This is a genomic window from Tundrisphaera macrotermitis, assembly GCF_051175315.1.
GTDB lineage: Bacteria > Planctomycetota > Planctomycetia > Isosphaerales > Isosphaeraceae > Tundrisphaera.
On sequence record NZ_CP195100.1, the window covers coordinates 6,503,757 to 6,526,601 of the forward strand.

Sequence of the window (22,845 nt, forward strand, 5' to 3'; positions counted from 1 at the left end):
GACGGATGCCGATCCCACCGCCGCCGATTCAATCCAGCCGGATGTGCGCCGCCTCCCGCTCCGGCTTGGAGGTCGGGCCGGCCGGCGGCAGGCCACCCTTGCCCACGCGGGTGAGGCGGGCCCCCATCCGGCGGGTGAAGCCGACCCAGTTGTCCAGCAGGACGTAGAAGACCGGCGTGACGATCAGGGCCAGCACCAGCGACAGCATCTGCCCGCCGATGATGACCTTGGCCATGCTGGCCCGCGCCCCGGCCCCCGGCCCCTGCCCCAGCGCGATCGGCACCATGGCGGCCACCAGCATCGCGGTGGTCATCAGGATCGGCCGCAGCCGGGTGTGGTTGGCCTCGATGATCGCGTCGTGGCGGGGCACGCCCAGCGCCCGGAGCTGGTTGGTCGAGTCGACCTGCAGGATCCCGTTCTTCTTGACGATGCCGACCAGCATGAACAGGCCGAACATCGCGTAGATGTCCATCGGCGACCGGAACAGGATCAGCGAGACCAGGCCGAACGGGATCGTGACCGGCAGGGCCATCATGATCGCCACCGGCTGGGACCAGCTCTCGAACTGGGCCGCCAGGATCAGGTACATGAACAGGAACGAGAGGCCGAAGGCGATCAGGAAGTACTTGCCGGTCTCGCCCATCGTCTTGGCCTGGCCGGTGAAGGTATAGCGATACTCCTTGGGCAGGTCCATCTTCTCCAGGATCGCGGTGGTCCGCGCCACGGCCTCGCCGAGCTGGATGCCCTCGGGGTTGCCCAGGACGGTGACGATCCGCTCGCGGCCCTGGCGTTCGATCTCGGTCGGCCCGCGCGCCTCGTCCAGTTGGGCCAGGCTGGTCAGCTTGACCAGCCCGACGGTGGGCGAGGGGAGTGACAGGTTGGCCACGTTGCGGGCCGAGTCGCGGTCGGCGGGGCGAGCGCGGAGCCACACGTCGTACTGCTCGTCCCCCTCCTTGAACCGCGAGACGGGCCGGCCGCCGACCAGGATGCGGAGGCTATCGGCGATCGTCGCCACCGGGATGCCCAGGTCGCTGGCCGCCTCGCGGTCGATGGCGACCTGGACCTCGGGCTTGCGCAGCGAGAGCGTGGTATCGAGGTCGGCGAGGCCGCCGGCCTTGCGGAGTTCCTCGACGAGCCGGTCGGCGTACTCGGCCAGCCTGGGCAGCTCGGGGCCGGACAGGGCCACCTGGAAGGTCTGCGACCGGGCCCCGCCCTGGAAGGCGGACACGTCGTTGACGCTGGCCCGCAGCTCGGGGTAGTCCTCCAGGATCTTGCGGGCCTCGCGCTGGACCTCGAACTGGGTGTACGGCGTCTTGCGGTGCTCCAGGTCTTCGAGCCGGACGTAGATCGTGCCCCGGGTGACGTTCCCCTCCCCCTTCACCGACCGGCCGCCGGAGACCTCGCCCGTGGTCGTGTAGATGTGGGTCGCCCCCTTGAGCTTCCAGAGCTTGGCCTCCAGTTCCTTGAGCACGCCGTCGGTCCGCTCCAGGGTGTAGCCCTCCGGGGTGGTGACCACGACCTCGAACTCGCTCTGGTCGTCGCGGGGGATGAACCCCTTCTCGACCTTCATGAAGATCGGCCCGGTGCTGAAGATCACGGCGGCGGTCAGGATCACGACCAGGAACTTGAACCGGAGGGCGAAGCGGAGGATCCCGCCATACGCCCCGTCGGTCAGGCGATAGAAGAACCCGCCCTTGCTCTTGGCGTGGCCGACCTCCGACGGGTCGAGCTTGAGGAACCGGCTGCACAGCATCGGCGTGAGCGTGAAGGACACGAACAGGCTCATCACCACCGAGAAGGCGACGGTCAGGCCGAACGACGAGAAGAACCGGCCGACGATCCCGCCCATGAAGGCGATCGGCAGGAAGATCACGACCAGCGAGATGCTGGTGGCCAGCACCGCCAGCGCGATCTCGGAGGTGCCCACGCGGGACGCCTCCATCGCGTCCATCCCGTCCTCCTCCATGTGGCGGAAGATGTTCTCGTGGACCACCACCGCGTCGTCGATCACGATGCCGATCGCCAAAATCAGGGCGAGCATCGTGATGTTGTTGAGCGTGAAGCCCATCAGCTGCATGAACAGGAAGGTGGGCACGATCGACGTGGGGATCGCCAGGGTGGCGATCACGGTGGTCCGCCAGTCGCGGATGAACAGGAGGATGGTGGCCGACACCAGCACGGCCGCCAGCACGAGGTGGAATTTCACCTCCTCGATCGAGTTGCGGACGAACCGGGACTGGTCCTTGGTGGTCACGATCTTGATGTCGGGGGGCAGGGTCTCGCGGATCTCGGCCAGGCGGGCGGTGAGGTCGTCCACGACCTTGACGGTGTTGGTGCCCGACTGCTTCTGGATCACCAGGCTGACCGCCCCCTCGCCGTCGAGCCGGGCCTTGGTCCGTGGCTCCTCGAAGCTGTCGGCGGCGTGGCCCACGTCCTTGATCCGGATCGGGTAGCCGCCCTTGTTGGCCACGATCAGGTCGTTGAACTGCTCGGCGGTGTGGAGCCGGCCCAAAGTCCGAAGGACCAGCTCGCGCGAGCCCTGGTCGATCCGGCCGCCGGGCTGCTCCAGGTTCTGCCGTTCCAGGGCGACGCGGACGTCGTCGATCGACAGCGAGTAGGCGGCGAGCTTGTCGGCATCCACGGTCACGTTGATGGCGCGGGTCCGGCCGCCGGCCAGGTTGATGGCGCCGACGCCGTTGACGGTCTCCAGCCGCTCCTTGATCCGCTTGCGGGCGATCTCGGTCACCTCGCGCAGGTCGCGCCGGCCCGAGACGGCCAGGGTCATCACCGGCATGGCGCTGGTGTCGAACTTGTTGACGATCGGCGCCTCGGTCCCCTCGGGCAGGTTGGACAGGATCGTGTTGACCTTGTCCCGGACCTCCTGCGCCCCGACGTCGCCGTTCTTGGACAGGAGGAACTGGACGGTCACCACCGAGATCCCCTCGGTGGTCGTGGACCGCAGCTCGTCGATGCCGGACACCGTGTTGATGATGTCCTCGATCGGCTTGGTGACCGTGGTCTCCATCTCCTCGACGCTGGCCCCGTTGAGGACCGTGGTGACGGTGGCGACCGGGAAGTCGACGTTGGGGAACAGGTCGACGCCCAGGCCGCCGTAGGACACCAGGCCCAGCACGACGGGCAGGGAGACCAGCACCCAGGTGAACACCGGCCGTTTGATGCAGATGTCGGAGATGGTCATGGACGGTCGGCCTCCGTGGCCAGGGCGTGCGAAGGGGTGGGGAAGAACGGGGCCATGACGTTTCAGCCGCCCGTGGCCGGGGGCGTTGGGTTCGTTCGGGGCGATCCCGGCCCGGCCGGGGTGGGCTCGGTGCCGCGGACCACCACGGGGGTCCCCTCGGCCAGCCGGGCCTGGCCGGTCATGATCACGCGGGCCCCTTCGGGCAGGGCGGTCAGCACCTCGACCCAGCCCGGCCCTTCCTGGCCGGTCTCGACCTCCAGGGCGTGCGCCTCCCCCTTGGCGTCGGCGATGAACAGCTTGGTCACGCCGGCGAAGCGGATCACCGCGTCCAGGGGGACGATCGTGGCGCGGGCGTGGCTGTCGGTCACGATCCGGGCCTTGGCGAAGCCGCCGGCGCGGAGCAGGCCCGCGTCGTTGGGCACGGCGGCCTCGACCTGGAAGGTCCGGCTCGCGGACTCGACCGCCGGGCTGATCCGGGCCACCTTGCCCGGGAAGGACTTGCCCGGCTGCGAGGCGACCGAGATGGCCACCTCCTGGCCGGCCTTGACCTCGGCGACGTACCGCTCGGGGACGTTGACCCAGAGCCGCAGGGGATTCTCGATGACCAGGTCCATCACCGGGTCCCCTTCGCGGATCATCTCCCCCTCGGAGATCGACCGCCGCGCCACGGCGTAGACCGACGGGGTGTCCAGGCCGAACGGGGGCTTCGAGGGCCTCGGGGCGCGGATCTCCATGTCGTCCCGGGCCTGGCGGACCTTGTCGATGCCCGCCTTCGACGACATGGCGGCGACCAGGATCGACCGCGCCGTCAGGATCGCGTTGGACAGGACCGCGTCGGCGTTCTTGAGGTCGTTCTCGGCGTTCTGCAGGTCCTGGACGGTGCCCGCCCGCTTCTCCACCAGGTTCTTCTCGCGGGCGAGGTTCTGGCGGGCTCGCTCGACGCCCACCTGGGCCTGGATCACCGAGGGCAGCTTGGTGACGTCGAAGGTCGAGACGGTCGGGACCTTGTCGGGGATCTTCTCCAGGATCACCCCGACCTTGGCCAGGTCCGCCATCAGCTGCTTCTCGGCCTGGTCGACCGCGAGGTCGGCGTCGATCGTCTCCAGGTCGACCAGCGGCTCGTCGGGCTTCACCTGGTCGCCGACATCATGGCGGACCCGGACGACCCGCCCCCCCTTCTTGGCGCCGACGGTCACCTCCTCCCAGCCCTTCAGGGTCCCCACCACGTCGATGGACCGTTCCACCGTCCGGGTCTCGGGCGTGGCGATCGTGACGTGGACCGGCTTCGGGGCCGTCTCGACCTCGACCGGCGCCTCGTGGTGCCCGCAGCCGGCCAGGGATGCGGCGACCAGGATTCCGAGCCCGATGGGGCGCATCCGTCGGTTCATCTTTCTTCCTCCAGGGAGTCGCGGAGGATCTCCGCCACGGGGATCGGGGGAAACTCGCGTTCCGGCTGCCCGCCCCCCGGGGCGAGCCGGAGCGGGACCTCGGCGTCCATCGCATAAAAGACCGGCGGGGCATAGGCCCCGACATCGCCGACCGTTTTCGGGTCGCGATACACTTCCACCCGCCGAGCATTGATGTGGACAATCCAGTACTGGGGCACGCCGCCCCGGGCGTACTCGGGCAGCATCACCCGCGAATCGTCGGGATACGAAGTATTGGCAATCTCGACGACGAGGGCCGCGTCCGCCGCCGTGGGACGCCTTCCCTTGTAGGTCGATCGCGAGCCGGGGAGGACCACGATGTCGGGGTTGGGCAAATATCCTTCGCGTAGCCAGAGCGGATTATTTGCGCGAACGATCCAGGCATTCAAATCAAGCCGCATGTACAACGCCTGAATCAAGGCATTGTATGCATTGACGTGGGGCTCGTATTCGCTCATGGCCTCGCAAATCTCCCCATCCCAGAGGAACTCCGGGCCACCCTCGCGCATCACCCCACGCGCGATCATTTCTTCGAACTCCGCGACCGTCCACCGCCGACGCGGGAAGGCCGAGCCGGCCACGGCCGGCGCCGGATGGGTCTCGATCGTCGCCGTGCTCATGATCGCTCCCTCGTTTCGAGGTGACCGTTCAGGGTCCCGGGGCGGGCGAAGCCTTGCAGGAGGTCGCGGGTCAGGTCGTCGGCCAGCCCCGGCTCCAAGGGCTTGCCGTAGCGGAGGAATTCGAGGATCGAGACGAAGATCAGGCCGCGGAACATCCGGCCCAGCCCCTCGATCCGACCCGGATCGACCAGCCCGAGTTCGGCCAGGCGGGCGAAGCAATCCCCCATCACCTGCTTCATCTCGTGCTTGGAATCGCACATCGATTCGGCCAGGTCGACATTCTGCGGCGAGGAGAAGATGGAGAAGAAGAATCGGGCCCAGTCCGGCTCGTCGCGGCAGAACTGGAGGTGCCGTTCCAGGACGTCGCGGAGCAGGCGGGTCGGGTTCGTTTCGCGGGCGAGCAAGGCCCGGACGTCGGCCACCAGCTCGACGTGGGGGCGGCGGAGCAGCTCCTCGGCCAGCCCTTGCTTGCTGCCGAAGTAGTAGTAAAGCGTCGGCTTGGTGATCCCGGCCGCCTCGACGATCTCGCGCACTGAGGTCGCGTCGTACCCGTGGGCGGCGAACAATCGCGCGGCGACCTTGAGGATCTGCCCGGCCGCGTCGCCCGACGCCCGCACGGGCCCCTCCGCCTCGCCCATCCTGGCATCCTTCACCATGACCCGCCCTCCTATACCGACCGGTAGGTATTATTGTCCCAGGCCGGAATCGATCAAGGCGGATTTCCGTTTCAACGGGAGAATCTCGCCGCTGGAGACGATCCGGGCCGTCGCTCGGCAGGTGCTTGCGGAATCGATCCGGGTTGGATTAGGCTGTCCCCTGTGTTGGAGACACGGCCGGTCGCGTGCCGATCGCGCGACCCGGGATGGAGGCCGGGCCATGGTGGTGGGCGATCAGACCAGGGATGATGTGGCGGGCGGGGAGATCCGGTCCTACCTGGCCCGGATCCAGGCGGGGGACCAGCAGGCCGCCGGCGAGCTCCTGTCGCGATACGAGGCCGAGGTCCGCCTGGTGGTCCGCCGCCAGCTGCCGCGGATGCTCCGCAGCCGGTTCGACTCGGTGGACTTCCTCCAGAGCGTCTGGGGCAGCTTCTTCCACCGGGTCCGCACGGTCCCCACCGAGTTCGAAGATGGCCGGCACCTTGTCGCGTTCCTGGCCCGGGCCGCGAAGAACAAGGTGATCGACGAGTTCCGCAAGGCCGGCAGCCAGAAGCAGGACATGCGCCGGGAAGAGCCGATCTGGTCGGAAGGGGACAAGCCCCGCGACCTGGCCGGCCACGCGGAGACCGCCAGCCAGGTGGCCGAGGCCCGCGAGGCGTTCGACCACCTCCGCAACCTGGTCCCCGAGGACCGGCGGGCGATCCTGGAGCTGAAGGCCGAGGGGCTGTCGAGCAAGGAGATCGGCGACCGGCTCGGGATCAGCGAGCGGACCGTCCAGCGCGTGCTGGAAGAGCTGCGCCGTCGGGTCTTCACCGAGGAATAATCGACGATGGGCCCGACCGCCCCACCGCGGACCTGGGACGAGTCGTCGTCCCCGGCCGCGACCCGCCTGGCTCGCCGCTACGAGGCCGCCTGGCAAGCCTCCTCGCGCGCCGACCGACCCGACCCGGCCGCCTTCCTGGCCGACGAGCCCGACGCCACCGCCGCCGCACACCTGGCGGTGCTCCGCGCCGACCTCAACCTCCGCTGGGAGGCCGACGGCCCGCTCCGCGTGGAGCACTACCGCGATCGCGATCCCGGGCTCGACGCGGAGACCCTGGTCGCGCTGATCTACGAGGAATTCTGCCTCCGCGAGGACGACGGCGACGCCCCGGTCCCCGCCGAGTACGAGGAACGGTTCCCCGATCTCGTCGACCGCCTCCGGCGGGTCTTCGACATCCACGACCTCGTCGGCAACGCCACGTCGATGACGGCGCTCCAGCCGAGCGGCCCGCCCGCCGTCCCGTTCCCCGAGGCCGGTCAAACGATCGCAGGCTTCCATCTGGTCGAGGAGCTGGGCCGGGGCGCCTTCGCCCGGGTCTTCCTGGCCCGGGAGCGCCAGCTCGCCGATCGCCCGGTGGCCCTGAAGGTCGCGCGGAAGGGGTCGCGCGAGCCGCAGACCCTGGCCCGGCTCCAGCACACCCACATCGTCCCGGTCCACTCCTATCGCGACGACCCGGCGACCGGCCTGCACCTGCTGTGCATGCCCTACTTCGGCCGGGTCACGCTGGAGCAACTGCTCGACGACCCGGCCTCCCGGATCGCCCCGACCGGCGCCGCCCTGCTGGCGACCCTGGATCGGCTCGAACCGGGCGACGCCACCGCCGAGGAGTCGGCGGCGCGGGCGGCGCTGTCGACCCTGCCCTACGCCCGGGCCGTCGCCTGGTGGGGGGCCCGCCTGGCCGAGGCGCTGGCCCATGCCCACGATCGGGGGGTGCTGCACCGGGACATCAAGCCGTCCAACGTGCTGGTCACCGGCGACGGCCTGCCGATGCTCCTGGACTTCAACCTGGCCGGCGAGACCTGGGCCGACCACGCCGCGAAGGGGGCCGAGACGCTGGGCGGGACGGTGGCCTACATGGCCCCCGAGCACCTGGACGCCCTGGCCGAGAACGACCCGGGCGGCATCGATCGCCGGTCCGACCTCTATTCGCTGGGCGTCCTCCTGTATGAGGCCGTGGCGGGGTCGCGCCCGTTCCCGCCCCCGGCCAACGGGCCGTCGGTGCCCGACACCCTGCACCGGGCGGCCGAGGCGCGGCGGGGACCCGCGCCCCGTCTCCGCGAGGAGCATCCCGAGGTGCCCGCCAGCCTGGAGCGGGTGATCCGCCGCTGCCTGGCCCCCGACCCGGCGCAACGCCACCGGACGGCCGGCGAACTGGCGGCGGACCTCCAGGCGGTCGCCGACGACGCCCCCCTGCCCTGGACCCGCGAGCCCCTGGCCGTCCGGATGGGCCGGAGGGCGTGGCGGGCCCGGAAGCGCCTGGCCCTGGCCGTGCCCCTGGTCCTGGCCCTGGTCGCCCTGGCGATCACCTCGATCCGGGCCCGCGACGAGCGCGGCCGGGTCGGCGAGATCGTCCGCCACAAGCTCGCCGACGGGGTCCAGTGGATGGCCCGCGAGGAGTACCAGCGCGCCGACGCCAGCTTCGAGACGGTCGAGCAACTGACCCGGGGCCAGCCGACCCTCGCGCGCCAGTTCCAGGACGCCCGTGCCCATCGCGCCCTGGCCCGGCAGACCGGCGAGGTCCGCTCGCGGGCCGATGCCCTGGCGCGGGCCGCGTCAGGCCTGCGGAGGCGCCTGATCGGGCCGGCCGATGCCGGCCCGGAGGTCGAGGCCCTGCTCCGGCCGTTCGACGTCCAAGCCGAGCCCGTCTGGTCCCGCTCCGCCGACCTGGACCAGCTCGACGGCCCCCGGCGTGACCGCCTGGTGCGCGACGTGGACGAGGTCCTGTTCCTGTACGCGGCGTCGCTCGACCCGGGCGACGAGGCCGAGGCCCGGCGGTCCGTCGCCCTCTGCGATCGGGCCCTGAAGTTCACCCCGGCCGCGGGCCCCTGGCGGGCGCTCAAGGCGTGGTATGCCGAGGCCCCGGCCGACGACGCCGGGACGGCCCCCTCGCAGGAAACGTCGGCGACCGCCTGCTACGAGTGGGCGGTCCTCCGCGATCGCCAGAAGCGCCCGGATCGGGCCATCGAATGGCTGGAGCGGGCGAGTTGGCTCGACCCCGGCAATGCCTGGTATCACCACCACCTGGCGATCCTGGCCGCCCGCGCCGACCGGCCCGAGCTGGCCTCGCGGCACTTCGAGGCCGCCATCGCCATCGACCCGGGCTCGCGGGCGATCCGGCTCGACCGGGCCGCCCTGCTCCGGTCGATCGGCCAGGCCGATCGGGCCGAGCTGGATCAACTCCGGGCCGAGGGGCCCGGCCCGGAACGATCCCGCTAGCGTGCGTCAGTCCTTGGGGGCCTGGGTCGCGATCGCCTCGGTGCGGGGCGTGACGACCCCGGCCACCTGTTCCAGGCGGCCGCGGAACCGCTCGATGGTCGACGCCTCGGCCCCGGCCAGGTTGACGGACTCGGTCGGGTCGCCGGCGAAGTCGTACAGCTCCTCGTCCCCGGTCGCCCCCCGGATGTAGACCCGGTTGTCGGCGATGATCGAGTACATCGGCCCCTTCAGGGCCGGGACGCGGTTCGGCTTCTTCGAGATCTTGTCCCGGATGGCAACCTCGGACACGATGACGTCGGCCGAGGCCGGGCGGGGCGGGGCGGACGGGTCCCAGGTGGCGACCAGCGAGGTGCCGGGCATCTTCGCCTCGTCGGCGACCCCGAGCATGTCGAGCACGGTGGAGGGCAGGTCGCGGAGGCTGACCGGCTGGGCCACCACCTTGCCTGCCGGGGTCCGGCCCGGCTGGACGATCAGCAGGGGGACGTGCAGTTCTTCGCGATAGAGGCTGCGGCCGTGGCCGTAGAGGCCGTGCTCGCCGATCTGCTCGCCGTGGTCGGAGGTGACGACGATCAGGGTGTTGTCGATCATCCCGCGCTTGCCCATCTCGTCGAACAGGCGGCCCAGGGCCCCGTCGAGGTAGGCGATGCAGTCGTCGTAGGCGTCGCGGGCCAGCTCCACGTCGCGGGGGTTGTTCGAAGTCTCGGTCCGCTTCTGCCACGAGGCCAGGGTGTGGGCGTCCTCGGCGGTCTCCGGCACCAGGCCGAAGTGGCAGACGTCGGTGTGGTCGGGGACCCGGTAGGGGACGTGGGCGTCGAAGTAGTTGAGGAACGCGAAGAACGGCCGGTCCTTGCGCGTCTCGGACCAGCGGAGGAAGTCCTGGCTCACCCGATCGGCGTCCTTGCGGCCGTCGGGATGGAGCGACTCCTCGTTGCCCGAAAGCGCGATCACCCTCCGGCTGAGTTCCGCGTTGCGGAACAGCTCCAGCCAGGTGGCGTCCTGGACCGCGTAGAAGTCCTCGTAATGGTCGAACCCGTTGCTCAGGCCGAACCCGGCGTTGCAGTAGTAGGTGTTGGCCACGAACCCGCCGGTCGCATACCCCCGGGCGGAGAGCTTCTGGGCCAGCGTGGGGAACTTCGCGTCGAGCGGCTGGTCAGGGTAGGTGAACAGCTCGTGGGGCCAAAGCCCCGTGAACATGCTCGAATGCGAGGGCAGGGTCCACGGGGCGGTGGACCGGGCGTTGTCGAACCGGATACCCTTCGTCGCGAGCTGTTCGAGCCGGGGCGAGGTCTTCCGCTCGTACCCGTACAGGCTCAGGCTCTTGGCCCGGACCGTGTCGAGCACCAGGAACAGGACGTTGGGCGAGCCGGCCTTCGCCGGGGGCCGATTCTCCGCCTCGCGGTCCCGGGCGGCGAACTGGGCGTGGCGGCCGATGTACAGGGCGGCGATCGCCGCCACCAGGACCGGCATGGTGACCAGGGTCATCCGGGACAGGCGGGCCTGGTACGGGGCGATCCCCCGGCCGATCCAGACGCTGGCCCCGCAGGCGAGCAGGACGCAGGCGATCGGCGCGAGTTCCCGGACCGTCAGCAGCAGCGCCACCAGCGCCAGGAACGACAGCACAAGGGTGGCGACCTTACCCCCGACCTTCGGCCAGATCCGGGCCAGGGCCTCCAGGACGAGGCCGAACGCCCCGAAGATCAGGACGTTGGCCATCGGCACCATCCAGGGATAGTGCCGGTTGAGCCGGAGCGACCCGATGGTCTGGGCCGAGTTCCAGCGCTGGAGCAGCATCAGCATGCCCAGCTCGGCGAGGCCGACCACCATCCCGAGCCAGAGGGCGGTCACGAGGATGCGGGGCAGGCCGCGGAGCGGCCGGCGGCCTGCCGGGGTGCTGGTCTCAACGTCGTGCGTCATCATCCGTGACCCTTCGATCCATCCGGGTTGGGGCGTCATGCCGGGAGTTTGCCGTCGGCCGGGCTCAGGACAGGTAGCCGAGACCGCTCAGCCGCGAGCGGACGATGTCATCGTCGTCCTCGTCGGATTCGACCAGGGCCGGGGCCTCGTAGCCCGCCGCCAGCGACCGCCCCTGCATCGAGGCCGGGACGTCGTAGCCGCCTAGTTCCAGCAGGGTCGGGGCCATGTCCAGGAGCTTGGCGCCTTCGACCTCGCCCGAGATCGGGCAGCCGGGGGCGACCAGGACGAAGGCCCCGTGCTGGGCGTGGTTGCAGTCGTCGGGCCCGGTCTCGTCCTCCTGGACGGTGAGGGTCGGGTAGCCGACCCCGCCCACGGAGCGCCACGACAGGCCGCCGAAGTGGACGATCAGGTCGGGGGCGACGCCCCGGACGTTCTGATAGACCTCCTCGGGCTTGAAGACCAGCGTGCCGAGCAACTTGCCGTCGGCGTCGGTGGTGGCTTCGAGCTTGGCCTTCAGCTCGTCGCGGAACCTTTCGTAGTCGGCCGGCTTGATGCAGCCGTTGGGCTCGCGCCCCTCGACGTTGAGGTAGACCCGGGCGTAGTACCCGCCCTCGCTCCACGCCTGGGTCTCGCCCCAGTTGATGTCGAGCTTGGGGAACGGCGTGACCTTCTCGGGGTAGCTGTTCAGCGCGAGGTGCTTCTCGCGGACCAGCCACTCGTTGACGCAGAACCCGCCGTCAAGCTTGCGGGCGCCGTGGTCGGACAGGACCAGGACCACCGTCTGGTCGTCGACCAGCTCCAGGACCTTGCCCACCTCCTCGTCGAGCAGGCGGTAGTGGTCGCGGATCGCTTCCTTGAACGGGGAGTTCGGGTCGTGGCGGACGTGGTCGGGGTCGTGGTGGCTCCAGAACCCGTGCTGGAGCCGGTCGATGCCGATCGCGACGAAGTGGGCGTAATCCCACTCCTCGTTCTGGAGGAAGTGGCGGAGGACCGTGAACTGCTTGCGCGTCATCTCGTTGATGTCGGCGAGCATCTTGGCCTTGTCGCCGCCGCGGAACCCGGTCACGTCCACGGCGTAGTCGCCGACCAGCTCCTTGATCGTGGCGGCGACCTGGGGCGGGTGGGTGTAGACGTTCTTCTTGGGGTCGGGCGTGAGGAAGCAGCCGACGGCCACCCCGTTCAGCTTCCGCGCCGGGTATCCGGGCGGGATGCCGATCAGGATCGACCGCTTGCCTTCGCGGGCAACCTGATCCCAGATCGTCAGCTCGGAGACGGTGCGCGACTCGACCATCGCGTGCTTGTCATACGAGCGGTCGGCCCGGTTGCGGAACCCGTACACGCCGAGCGAGCCGGGGTCCTGGCTGGTCGCCATGCAGATCCAGGCCGGGACGGTGATCGGTGGGACGATGCTTTCCAGCTCCCCATAGCATCCGGCTTCCATCAGGCAGCGGATGTTGGGGAGGTTCTCGTCGCCGAGCAGGAGGTCCGGGACGGCGCCGTCGAGTCCGAGCACGAGGATCTTCATGAGAGCAGCGATCTCCCTTCCATTTCGGGCCCGGGGGGGCAGCCGAGGGCGGCCAGGATCGTCGGGGCCAGGTCTTCCAACCGGGCGCCCTCCGCCCGGAACGGCCGGTTCATGAACAGGATGCCGGGGACCAGCGCGGGATCGACGATGTGATCCCCGCTCCACTTCTTCGTGTTGTCTTCGAAGGTCGCCTCGGGGACGCCCCCCATCGACGTGGCGCTCGACGCCCGGTAGCCGTAGGCGAAGTTCACCACGAGGTCCGGGGCATCCCCCAGGAAGGCCCCGCGATAGACCTCCTCGCGCGGCCGGACGCTGCGGATGGCCGTCGTGGATTCCTTCTCGGGGTCGGCCAGCCCGCCCAAAGCCCCGGCGATCTTCGCCTTCAGGGCCTCGGCCTCGGACGGGTCGACGATCCCCTTCCCCTCGCGGCCCCGGAGGTTGACGTAGATCCCCCCCAGGCCCAGCGAGTAGGCCGAGGTCTTCTCCCAGTCGACCCCCATGAGGAGGTCGCCCGCCCCTTCGCCGGGCTTCAGGCCGGGCTTGAGGGCGAGCAGGCCCTTCTCGTGGAGCCACGTATTCAGGTTCACGCCCCGGCGATAGGTGCCGAAGCCGTGGTCGCTCAGGGCGATCACCAAGGTCTGGTCGTCGGCGTGCTGGAGGGCCAGCCCGAGCATCCGGTCGGCGCGGCGGTACTGGTCCAGCAGCACCTCGGCCAGCGCGGGGTCGGCGGGCGAGTCGGGGCTGTTGGCGGGATGGTCGGGCTCGCGATGCCTCCACAGCATGTGCTGCACCCGGTCGGGGGTGTCGAACAGGCAGTAGAACATCCCCTCCTCGAAGCATTCCAGCTCCGAGACCATCATCGCCTCGCGCTCCCGCCAGGCGGTGTCGCACTGGTCGAGGAAGCCGCGCTCGTCGAACCGGCCGTTGTTCAGGCCGGCGTGGTCCTCGACCATCCCGGTCGTGTGGTACGGGCCGATCTCCTCGGCCAGCTCGCCCGAGAAGGCGGCCGGGGAGCTGATCGGGAACGCCGGGGAGGCCGGGTCGAAGTTGACCGGCGAGGCGTAGAGTTCCAGGGTCGGCCCGACCCGGGTCAGATAGAACCGGACGATCGCCCTGGTGGTCCGCAGCGGGCCCGACTTGAAGGCGACCTTGAGCCAGTCGCTCCAGGCCCCTTCGCGGACTTCCAGCCGTTCCGGAGAGCCGGTCGACCGGATCGTCACCTTGCGGCCGTCGTGGTCGACGTCGACCGAGATCGGCAGGCGGAGGTCGGAGCGGTCCTTGGGGTTGCGGGGGCCGATGATCTCGGTGGCGATCGTCCCGCGATCGGAGGCGAGCCGGACGAGCTGTTCCCCTTCCCGCGCGACGGCGTCGGGGGCCGAGGAATAGACCGTGGCCGTGCCGAAGCCGCCCCGGAGGTCGGGCACGCCCATGCCCGAGAGCATCCGGCCGCGGACCTTGTCCGGCGGGTAGGTGGCCGGGCAGCGGATGATCGAGGAGTGGAGGCCCTTGTCGCCCAGGCGATCCCAGACCGGGGTGCCGCCCCGGAGGTTGACCGCCTTGGGGGGCATGAAGGCGTTGGCCTGGACGTACCGGCTCAGCGCGATGTCGGGCCGGTAAGTCTTGGGGTCGCGGCGGAGGAAGTCGAAGATGCCGTGCCCGCCGGGGTTCACGCCCGTGGCGAAGGTGGACCAGGCCACCGGCGTCTGGGCGGGGGACGTCGTGGCGACCCGGCCCGACCCGCCCTGCTCGCGCACGCGGCGGAGGTGGGGCAGGTCGCCCGCTTCGAGCAGGGGCCCGACGATGCCGGGTTCGAGCCCGTCCAGGCCGATCACGATCACGCGTTTGATGGCTCATCCCTCCTGGAAAGGCCGCCCGGACGCATCCCTCAGGACGCGTCGGGCATCATCGGCGGCGGGGGCGGTGGTGCGAAGGGGGACGACGGGGGCGGCGGGGCGGACATCTCGCCGCTCACGACGCGGGCGATCACCGTCCAGCGGCGGATCTGGGTCGTGGTGAAGGTCGGGTTCCGGGGCGGGGTGGTGTCCACGCCCGCGATCCGGTTGCCGAGCCGGACGTAAGGATCGGCGATCCTCCGGCCCAGCGAGGTGAATCCTTCGCCCAGGTCGCTCAGGAAATTCCCGGGCGCCAGGCGTTCTTCCAGGGGGGATGGGCAGCTCGGGCGGAAGGCGCGCGAAGTCCTCTTGTCCATGACGGCGAGGCTCCCGGCGTGATCAGTCCGCGATCGGGGTCGACGAGGCCCCCGCCGAGCGAGCTTCGGCCGCGGGATTCGCCGCATCGGCGACGGCGTCGCCCTCGGCGGGGATCCGGACGTGCGGCCCCTGGGCGCCGGCCCTCCGGCTCTTCACCCGGGCCCGGGCGCCCTTCCCCTTGATCCGCAGCAGGCCCAGGAACAGGCCGAGCGTCTGCCGCCCGAGCATCAGGATCACGCCCACGACCCCGGCGATCACCGAGGTCATGGGCAACATGGTCTCGGGCCCGAGGTAGGCCACCAGTCCGATCATCCGATCCATCGTCTTCCCTCCTGGAAGAATCGGGCCTTGTGCGGGGCCCGCGGGGCGATCCTGCCCCTCGTCGGTTGTTTCGCACGCCCGGGCGGCCCCTCGGGTCTCTCTCCCCCGATGGGCTTGGCCCGCGGCGATCGTGGCGCGGATGTTACGGGATCGCGAGGAAATCGAGAACCCGAGATCCGGCGGAAACCCATCCCCTACGGAGCCGGGAAAACCCGCAATCCCGGGGTGGGGGGCCGTCCGGAGACGCCATCCGCGTTAGAATCGCTTCTTCTCATACCATCGGATCCAGATCCGGGCGAATCCAGGGTTAATCGTCATGCCGGAGCATTTCAGGGGCGGGCCGGGGCGGATCGCGGGGCCGGCAGGCCGGGCCCGCCGGCCCGGGGGGGGGCGTCGCCCATGAGCGGGCCCCCCGATCGTCGCCCCGCCCCCGGAGATCTCGGCCCCCTCGGCGTCGACCCGATGACCCGCTCCTTGCTGGCCCGCCAGGCGGTGTCGGCGATCCTGGTCGGGATCGCCTTCATGACGCGGGGGCCGATCGAGGCCTGGGCGGGGGTCGATGCCTCGCCCGGCCTCTACCTGCCGATGGTCACCCTGGCGGCCTGGTATGGCGGCCTGGGATCGGGGCTCACCGCGGTCTTCCTCGCCGGCCTGAGCTGGGCCTACTACGACGCCCACCCCGATTACACCCTGCTGATCGAGAAGCCCCACGACCTCTACCGGATCGGCTCGTTCCTGATCGAGGGGATCCTGGTGAGCGTCCTGATGGACCGCCTGCTGGCGGCCCGCCAGGCGTCCGAGGCGAACGCGCGCGAGGCGGGCCGCTATCGCGAGGCGTCCAGCCGCAACGAGGCCCGGCTCCAGGCGATCCTGGACAACTCCGCGGCGCCGATCTGGCTGAAGGACGTCGAGGGGCGCTACATCCTCGCCAACCGCCTCTACGTCGCGCTGGCCCGGCCCAACTCCGACGAGCCGACCATCGAGGGGCTGACCGACGCCGACCTGTTCCCGCCGGCGATCGCCGAGGCGCTCCGGTCGGGCGACCTCGCCATGCTCGAGGCCGGCCACGCCACGGAGTCCGAGGAGATCCTCCCCCTGGCCGACGGCCCGCACACCTTCCTGTCGGTCAAGTTCCCGCTCCGCGACGAGGAGGGGCGGACCTACGCCATCGGAGGCATCTCGACGGACATCACCCGCCGCAAGGATGCCGAGCAGGCGCTGATCGAGAGCGAGGACGAACTCCGCCTGGAGCGCGACTTCGCCGAGGGGCTGATCGAGACGGCCCAGGTGATCGTCCTGGTCCTGGACCACGACGGCCGGGTCGTCCGCGTCAACCCGTTCCTGGAGCGGGTGGCCGGCTATCGCCCCGAGGAGGTCCGCGGCGCCGACTGGTTCGCCCGGTGCGTCCCGGCCGGCCACCGGGCCCGGGCCGTCGCGGCGTTCCGCCGCGCCATCGTCGACGCCGAGGGGTGCGAGATCACCCATGCCCTGCTCGACCGCGACGGCCGCGAACGCGAGGTCAACTGGGCCCTCCGCTCGCTGGACGACGGGCCGGACGGCTCCACCGGCGTCCTGGCCATCGGCCACGACATCACCGAGTTGAAGGAAGCCCAGCGCCGCGCCCTCCAGGCCGAGCGCCTGGCCGCCATCGGCCAGATGGTCACCGGCCTGGCCCACGAGAGCCGCAACGCCCTCCAGCGCAGCCAGGCCTGCCTGGAGATGCTGGCCTTCCGGCTCGAAGAACGGCCCGAGGAACTCGACCTGGTCGCGGGCGTCCAGGACGCCCAGGACGACCTCCATCGCCTCTACGAGGAGGTGCGCACCTACGCCGCGCCGATCCTGCTGGATCGGCGATCCTGCTCGCTCAGCGAAATCCTCATGGATGCCTGGTCCCGGCTGGAAGTCGCTCGCAAGGGACGAGTTGCGACGCTGGCCGAGGTCGGGGGGCCGCCGCCGACCTGCGACGCGGATTTGCACCGGATGGTGCAAGTCTTCCGGAATATCCTAGACAATTCGCTCGATGCCTGCGACGATCCAGTGCGTATCGTGGTCACATGGAGCGATGCGGACCTGGCCGGGAAACCCGCCGTCCGCGTCGCCATCCGGGACAACGGGCCGGGCCTCACCGCCGAGCAGCGCAAGAATCTGTTCGAGCCGTTCTTCACGACGAAGACCCAGGGCACCGGACTGGGGATGCCCATCGTCCGCCGCATCGTCGAGGCCCACGGGGGCCTCATCGGCATCGGCACTCCCGACGGGCCCGGGGCCGAGATCGTGATCCTTTTGCCGCGAGGGAATGCATGAACCCCGCACTCATCATCGCCGTCGCCGACGACGAGCCGAGGATGCGCGAGTATTATCGGGAACTCCTCACGAGGATGGGGCATCAGGTCTCCGCCGCCGCCGCCACGGGCCGGGAACTGGTCCGGGCATGCCGCGATCACCGCCCCGACCTGATCATCACCGACATCAAGATGCCCGAACTCGACGGGATCGACGCCGCCGTCGAGATCGGCCGCGAGGACCCGATCCCCACCATCCTGGTCTCCGCCTACCACGACGAGGCGCTGTTCCAGCGCGCCCGCTCGGGCGACTTCTTCGGCTTCCTGGTCAAGCCGATCAAGCAGGACGACCTCAAGGCGGCGATCGCCATCGCCATGACCCGGTTCGACCACTTCAGCGCCCTGCGGCACGAGGCGGGCGAGCTGCGGCAGGCCCTGGAAGACCGCAAGGTGATCGAGCGGGCCAAGGGCATCCTGATGAAGAAGGCCGGGCTCGACGAGGACGAGGCCTTCCGCCGCCTCCGCCGCCTGGCCCGCGACCACAACCAGAAGCTGGTCGAGGTCGCCCAGATGATCCTCCGGGCCGAGGCCGCCTTCGAGCCCCCCGGGCACCAGAACTGATCGCCAGACCGGGGGCCGCCGGGCCGGACTCCCCGGCCGGGCGGCGGTGGGCCCGGATCAGCCGTGCGAATGGCCGTGGTCCCCGGGCCCGTGGGAATGGCCGTGGGGGTGGGCGTGGGAGTGCCCGCCCTCGATCGGATGGGCCGCGGCCAGGACCAGCCGGCCGGTCTCCACGCCCTTGACGCCGATGATGCCGTCGGCCAGCTCGCGGACCTGCCGCGTCTTGCCGCGCAGGAGGATCACCTCCAGGCACCGCCGGGCGTCGAGGTGGACGTGGGTGGTGGTCACCACGCGTTCGAGGTGGTGGTGCTGGAGTTCGGTGAGACGCTCGGAAATCTTGCCGGCGTGGTGGTCGTAGATGATCGTGAGGACGCCCATCGCCTCGCCTTCCTCGTCGGCGACGGCGTCCTCGATCAGGGCCGCGCGCATCAGGCCGCGCACCGCCTCGCTCCGGTTCGGGTAGCGATGCTCCTCGCGATACTGGTCGAACTTGTCGAGCAGCTCGCCGCCGATCGCCACGCTGAACCGGACCAGGGGGTCTTTCACGATCCATCCTTCGCGCTAGGGGACACGACCATCAGTCGGACGTGGGCAGGGTGACCCACGCGCCGTCCTGGTTGGAGCTGGCGACGGCCGCCTCGACGAACGCCATGCCGGCCACGCCGTCGGCGATGCCGGGGTGGGGGAACGCGGCCGGCACCGTCTCGCCGAGCCTGGCCCGGATCTGGAGCTGGAGCGACAGGTGGAGATTCGCCAGCGCCTCGTGGAACCCTTCCGGGTGGCCGGACGGGAGCCGCAGGTAGGGCTTGATCGACCCGGGGAAGTAGCCGTAGTCGGCCCCCAGGCGATAGATCCGGACCGGCTGGCCCGCCTCGAAGTGCTTGAGGCAGAGGTGGTCGGTCATCGACCATTCCAGCGTCCCCTTGGTGCCGGAGACCCGAAAGCCGTTGTCGTTCTGGGCGCCGATGGTGATCTGGGAGGCGGCCACGGTGGCGATCCCGCCGTTGTCCAGCTCGGCCAGAACGGTGAAGTCGTCGTCCAGGGCACGGCCGGGCACGAACGCCTTGAGCCGGGCCCGGAGCCGGGTCGCCTTGAGCCCGGCGACGAACCGGACGAACTCATAAGCGTGGGTGCCGATGTCGCCGCCGCAGCCCGACGCGCCGGCCTTGGCCGGGTCGACCCGCCACGCCGCCTGCTTCTGGCCGTCGGCTTCGAGCTTCGAGGCCAGCCAGCCCTGTGGGTACCAGGCCTCGACCTTGCGGACCTCGCCGATCGCCCCGTCCTGGACCAGGGTCCTGGCCAGCATGACCATCGGGAACCCGGTGTAGGTGTAGGCCACCACGAACGGGGTCTTGGAGGCGTTGACGGCCTTCTGGAGATCCTGGGCCTCGGCCAGCGTGGTCGTGAGCGGCTTCTCGCACAGGACGCCGATGCCGGCCTTCGCGGCGGCCTCGGCCGGGCCGAAGTGGGCGTCGTTGGGGGTGACGATGGTCAGGTAGTCGATCCGCTCGGTCGCCGGCAGCGCGGCCTCGTCGCGGACCAGGGTCTGCCAGTCGGGATAGCCCCGGGTGAAGAACAGTTCCTGGGCCGAGGCCAACGATTCTTCGGGGGAACTGCGAAGGGCGCCGGCGGTCAGCTCGGCGGCGTTGTCCATCAGGATCGCGCGGCGATGCGGGCCGCCGAAGAAATTGGACGGCCCCCCGCCCCCGACCATGCCCACCCTCAGCTTGCGCCGGCTCATCGCGATGCCCTCCCCGGTCATGATCGGTCGGTTGTTGTGGCGGCTCTCGGTCGCCGAAAGACCGCCACGATAGCAGGCCCGATCGGTCGCGTCTATCGGTCGAAGGCCACCAGGATCTTGGCGACGAGCTGGTCCTCGAAGTCCCTGGGGAACCGGTTGCCGTCGCCGAGGCGGACGAAGACCAGGTCGCGGCTCGGCAGGACGAACCCATCGTTGTGGTTCCGGCCCGAGGTCATCACCAGGTCCTTGGGGGCCTTCTTCCATCGCGGGTAGACCCACCACTGGCCGCCGTAGGTGGGGTTGTTCGGCGAGCTTTGCCAGGCGAAGTCGTAGTAGCTCGCGGGCACGATCCGCTTGCCGGCCCATTCCCCCTTGTGGAGGGCCAGCTGGCAGAATCGGGCATGCTGGCGCGGGTTGGTGTGGATCCCGCTGTAGCCCTGGCTGTAGGGGCCGATGCCGCCGTCGCCCCCCAGCGGGGCCCAGCGGAATTCTTCCACGCCGATCGGGTCCAGCAGCTTCTCCCGGAGGAACGGCTCCAGGTCCGTGCCGGTCGCGTTCTTGAACGCGAGGACCAGGTGGGCCACGCCGGCATTGCTGTAGTGGAAGACGGTCCCCGGCTTCCCCTTGAGCTGGGCGAACGCCGAGCCCGGCTCGTGGCCGAGCGCGACCTCGAAGGGCTTCTTCGACGGGACCGGGTCGATGCCGAGGCCGGAGGCCATGTTCAGCAGGTGCCGGACGGTGATCTCGGCCTTCCGGGGGTCGGGCAGCGGCAGGGATTCGGGCAGCCAATCGGCGTTGCAAACCGGGGTGTCCAGGCTCAACGACTTGCCCGAGGGGGTCGGCCCCGCGCCGAAGTCGGAGAGGATCAGGCCGAACGCCGTGCTGGTGTACGCCTTGGAGCTGGAATAGATGTTGAACTCGCGGTGGCGGTCGCCGCCCCGATACCATTCGCCGATGATCTTGCCGCCCTGGATCACGACGAGCCCGGTGTTCCCGGGCATCGAGGCGTTGTAGAGCCAGGCCGCGTTGAGCTTGTCCCAGTCGGCTCCGGTCTGGCGGCGGATCTCGGCCTTGGCCGAGTCGTCGGGCTCGCCCGATTCGGGCAGGAGGCTCTTCCATCCCCCCCGGGACTCGGGGGCGGGGAACTCGGCGGCCAGCGGGGCCGTCTGGGCGGGGGCGGGGAACGGGACGGCGAGGCCGAGCCATCCGGCGATCAGGCAAAGCGGCCGATTCATCGCGGCGATCTCCTCCGGGGCGAGACGAGGACGGCCGGCGCACCGGCGCCGGCCGTCTCGGTGTCCCGTCAGGATACGCCAGGCCGACCCGGTCCGCCATCGGCCCCGGATCCGGCGGCCGGCCCGGTCACTGCTGGACCAGGGCCTCGGCCGGTGCCGGCATGGGGGCCGGCTTCGCGGGCTCGGCCTCGGCCGGGGCCTTCATCGCGCTCACGGTCTGCGGTGCGGGCGGATCCAGACGCCACTGGGATCGGGAGGAAGGCCGGTTGGGGTGGCCCTCCTCGATCCCGGAGGCGAACCGTTCCGGGGCGATCAAAGGCCGGATGACCCGGTCGATGTCCCCCTCGCAGAAGGCCCGCTGCATCCCGCCATCGGTCAGGGCGTTGGCGATCGCCGCCATGATCATCCCCTGGTCGATGGCCAGCGAGGTCTCCGAGACCTTGCCGCTGGCGACGTCGACGGCATCGTGGAAGCCGTGGGGCCCGTAGGCGCGGAACTTCTCCGAGAGGATGCTCATGTTGGCCATCGCCTCGCGGGGGGCGAAGGCCAGGGCCAGGAACGAGGCATGGGGCGTGACCACGGTATCGCCGACGGTGTCGGTCCGGCGGCCGTCGGCGCTCAGGCCGGCGACCCCGAAGACGCGGTAGCCGCCGCCCGGGATGTTCGAGGCCGAGACGCCCCAGGCCGCCATCCGGGCATCTTCCAGGGCGTTCTGGATCTGGGCGCGGACGTAGAGGGGGTGATTGATGCCCCAGGCATGCGGGGCCCATTCCGCCTCGGGGATGAACAGGGATACCATCAGCGCCTCGAACATCGAGCCGTCCCAGCTCGGGACCACGCGGAGGCCCTTGACGGTCCGGAACCCCTGCTCGACCGGCACGCCGTGGTAGTTCTGGACCTCGAAGCGGTCGCGGTCCGATCGGCTCTCGGCGGCCGGCGGGCGGGATCGCGACATCCGGTAGTAGTGGTCGAGGGGCAGGTCGCCCCGGGAGATCCCGATGTAGCTGGCGATCCGGGCCTCGGTGTTCAGCATCCCGTAGTGGAACCCGGCGAACGTCTTGTCGTCGAGCCAGTATCCGCCGCGGAGCAGGCCGGGATGGGCGGCCGGGTTGCTGGCGTCGTAAGGATCATAGAAGAATCCGAAATTCATCGGCCCCAGCAGGCCGTCGGCGATGTCCCGGAACGCCGGGCGGGCGTTGCGGATCATCACCAGGGAGGCCGCGAGCCACCCGTTATCCACGGTCGAAAGAAAAGGGCGGATGGGTCCTCCGCCGGGCCAGGTCGTGACCGTCGAGCCGTCCTTGGGGTCGTACCAGTTCAGGTAGAACCCGTGGGCCCGCTCGATCCGGCCGAGGGTCTCCAGCGTCTTGCCGATCCGCTGGGCGGCCTCGTCGTGGCCGATGACCTCGAGGTCTTCGGCGGCGAGGATGCTCCAGAGGTACGCCCCGATGTTGGAGGGGGACGTATAGGTCGAGGGCGTCCAGCGGCCGTCGGCCAGCGTCAACGAGTCGCACGGCAACCCGCTGGGCATGGCCATCGCCGCGAATGATTGCCACGTGTCCCGGGCATATCCGGCGAGTATCGCGCGATCGGCGGGGCCGAGATCGTTGGATCCCGCCCATGTCGCCGAGGGGCAGATCATCAAGAGGAAAATGGCCGGGAGATGAAGTCGGCTCATGGTCTGGTCCTCCCCATCTGGTCTACGGGAGGTGGCGGCGGGTGGGACACCTGGCCGGCGGGGGGACCGCCGGTGCACGCCCATGTCTCACACTCGCAGCACGCCTACTCTCTCATTCGGACGTTCGCGTCGCTTCGATCACCCGAACGCCTACTTC

General features: G+C 70.2%; 17 protein-coding genes. 4 read left to right on the forward strand and 13 right to left on the reverse strand.

The window, feature by feature from the left end; translation table 11 throughout:
- Window positions 1-28: 28 nt before the first annotated feature.
- The 4 genes from TA3x_RS26245 to TA3x_RS26260 form a co-directional block, all read right to left on the reverse strand.
- Window positions 29-3,199: an efflux RND transporter permease subunit gene (locus TA3x_RS26245; protein ID WP_435017632.1), complete on the reverse strand. Its 3,171-nt coding sequence runs from the start codon at window positions 3,197-3,199 to the stop codon at window positions 29-31.
- Window positions 3,200-3,261: 62 nt separating this feature from the next.
- The gene (locus TA3x_RS26250; RefSeq protein WP_435017633.1) at window positions 3,262-4,587 is read right to left on the reverse strand and encodes an efflux RND transporter periplasmic adaptor subunit; all 1,326 of its coding nucleotides are present in this window, start codon (window positions 4,585-4,587) and stop codon (window positions 3,262-3,264) included.
- Window positions 4,584-5,246 (reverse strand): Uma2 family endonuclease, encoded by a 663-nt coding sequence (locus TA3x_RS26255; protein ID WP_435017634.1) that lies wholly within the window; start codon window positions 5,244-5,246, stop codon window positions 4,584-4,586. The genes TA3x_RS26250 and TA3x_RS26255 overlap by 4 nt, the downstream gene beginning before the upstream one ends.
- On the reverse strand, window positions 5,243-5,902 hold the full coding sequence (locus TA3x_RS26260) for a TetR/AcrR family transcriptional regulator (protein ID WP_435017635.1): 660 nt from the start codon (window positions 5,900-5,902) through the stop codon (window positions 5,243-5,245). Before TA3x_RS26260 ends, TA3x_RS26255 begins: the two co-directional genes overlap by 4 nt.
- Before the next feature lie 220 nt (window positions 5,903-6,122).
- Here TA3x_RS26260 and TA3x_RS26265 point away from each other — a divergent pair, with 220 nt between their 5' ends.
- Together TA3x_RS26265 and TA3x_RS26270 are read left to right on the forward strand one after the other, a co-directional pair.
- Window positions 6,123-6,725 carry an RNA polymerase sigma factor gene (locus TA3x_RS26265; protein WP_435017636.1) on the forward strand — a complete coding sequence of 201 codons (603 nt, stop codon included), beginning with the start codon at window positions 6,123-6,125 and terminating at the stop codon, window positions 6,723-6,725.
- 6 nt (window positions 6,726-6,731) lie between these two features.
- A complete protein-coding gene (locus TA3x_RS26270; protein ID WP_435017637.1) occupies window positions 6,732-9,161 on the forward strand; it encodes a protein kinase domain-containing protein in 2,430 nt (809 codons plus the stop codon).
- Between the two features lie 6 nt (window positions 9,162-9,167).
- Here TA3x_RS26270 and TA3x_RS26275 read toward each other — a convergent pair whose 3' ends face one another.
- The 5 genes from TA3x_RS26275 to TA3x_RS26295 all read right to left on the reverse strand — a co-directional run bounded on the left by TA3x_RS26275 (window position 9,168) and on the right by TA3x_RS26295 (window position 15,131).
- Window positions 9,168-11,078 (reverse strand): sulfatase, encoded by a 1,911-nt coding sequence (locus TA3x_RS26275; RefSeq protein WP_435017638.1) that lies wholly within the window; start codon window positions 11,076-11,078, stop codon window positions 9,168-9,170.
- 61 nt (window positions 11,079-11,139) lie between these two features.
- Complete coding sequence (locus TA3x_RS26280) at window positions 11,140-12,600, reverse strand: alkaline phosphatase family protein (protein ID WP_435017639.1); 1,461 nt, start codon at window positions 12,598-12,600, stop codon at window positions 11,140-11,142.
- Window positions 12,597-14,438, reverse strand: a complete 1,842-nt coding sequence (locus TA3x_RS26285) for an alkaline phosphatase family protein (RefSeq protein WP_435017640.1) — start codon at window positions 14,436-14,438, stop codon at window positions 12,597-12,599. Before TA3x_RS26285 ends, TA3x_RS26280 begins: the two co-directional genes overlap by 4 nt.
- A 47-nt stretch (window positions 14,439-14,485) precedes the next feature.
- Window positions 14,486-14,809 (reverse strand): hypothetical protein, encoded by a 324-nt coding sequence (locus TA3x_RS26290; protein WP_435017641.1) that lies wholly within the window; start codon window positions 14,807-14,809, stop codon window positions 14,486-14,488.
- 22 nt (window positions 14,810-14,831) lie between these two features.
- A complete protein-coding gene (locus tag TA3x_RS26295; protein WP_435017642.1) occupies window positions 14,832-15,131 on the reverse strand; it encodes a hypothetical protein in 300 nt (99 codons plus the stop codon).
- Between the two features lie 399 nt (window positions 15,132-15,530).
- On the opposite strand from TA3x_RS26295, the gene TA3x_RS26300 reads away from it, so the two are divergent.
- Window positions 15,531-17,435, forward strand: coding sequence for a PAS domain-containing protein (locus TA3x_RS26300; RefSeq protein WP_435017643.1), 1,905 nt, complete (start codon window positions 15,531-15,533; stop codon window positions 17,433-17,435).
- The gene (locus tag TA3x_RS26305; RefSeq protein WP_435017644.1) at window positions 17,432-18,034 is read left to right on the forward strand and encodes an ANTAR domain-containing response regulator; all 603 of its coding nucleotides are present in this window, start codon (window positions 17,432-17,434) and stop codon (window positions 18,032-18,034) included. The genes TA3x_RS26300 and TA3x_RS26305 overlap by 4 nt, the downstream gene beginning before the upstream one ends.
- A gap of 57 nt (window positions 18,035-18,091) precedes the next feature.
- Here the strand turns inward: TA3x_RS26305 and nikR are convergent, their stop codons facing one another.
- From nikR to TA3x_RS26325, 4 genes are all read right to left on the reverse strand, one after another.
- Window positions 18,092-18,580, reverse strand: a complete 489-nt coding sequence (nikR, locus tag TA3x_RS26310) for a nickel-responsive transcriptional regulator NikR (RefSeq protein WP_435017645.1) — start codon at window positions 18,578-18,580, stop codon at window positions 18,092-18,094.
- A gap of 31 nt (window positions 18,581-18,611) precedes the next feature.
- Window positions 18,612-19,775, reverse strand: coding sequence for a Gfo/Idh/MocA family protein (locus tag TA3x_RS26315; RefSeq protein ID WP_435017646.1), 1,164 nt, complete (start codon window positions 19,773-19,775; stop codon window positions 18,612-18,614).
- 92 nt (window positions 19,776-19,867) lie between these two features.
- Window positions 19,868-21,010, reverse strand: a complete 1,143-nt coding sequence (locus tag TA3x_RS26320; RefSeq protein ID WP_435017647.1) for a serine hydrolase domain-containing protein — start codon at window positions 21,008-21,010, stop codon at window positions 19,868-19,870.
- A 127-nt stretch (window positions 21,011-21,137) separates the two neighbouring features.
- Complete coding sequence (locus tag TA3x_RS26325) at window positions 21,138-22,772, reverse strand: glucoamylase family protein (RefSeq protein ID WP_435017648.1); 1,635 nt, start codon at window positions 22,770-22,772, stop codon at window positions 21,138-21,140.
- Window positions 22,773-22,845: the final 73 nt, after the last annotated feature.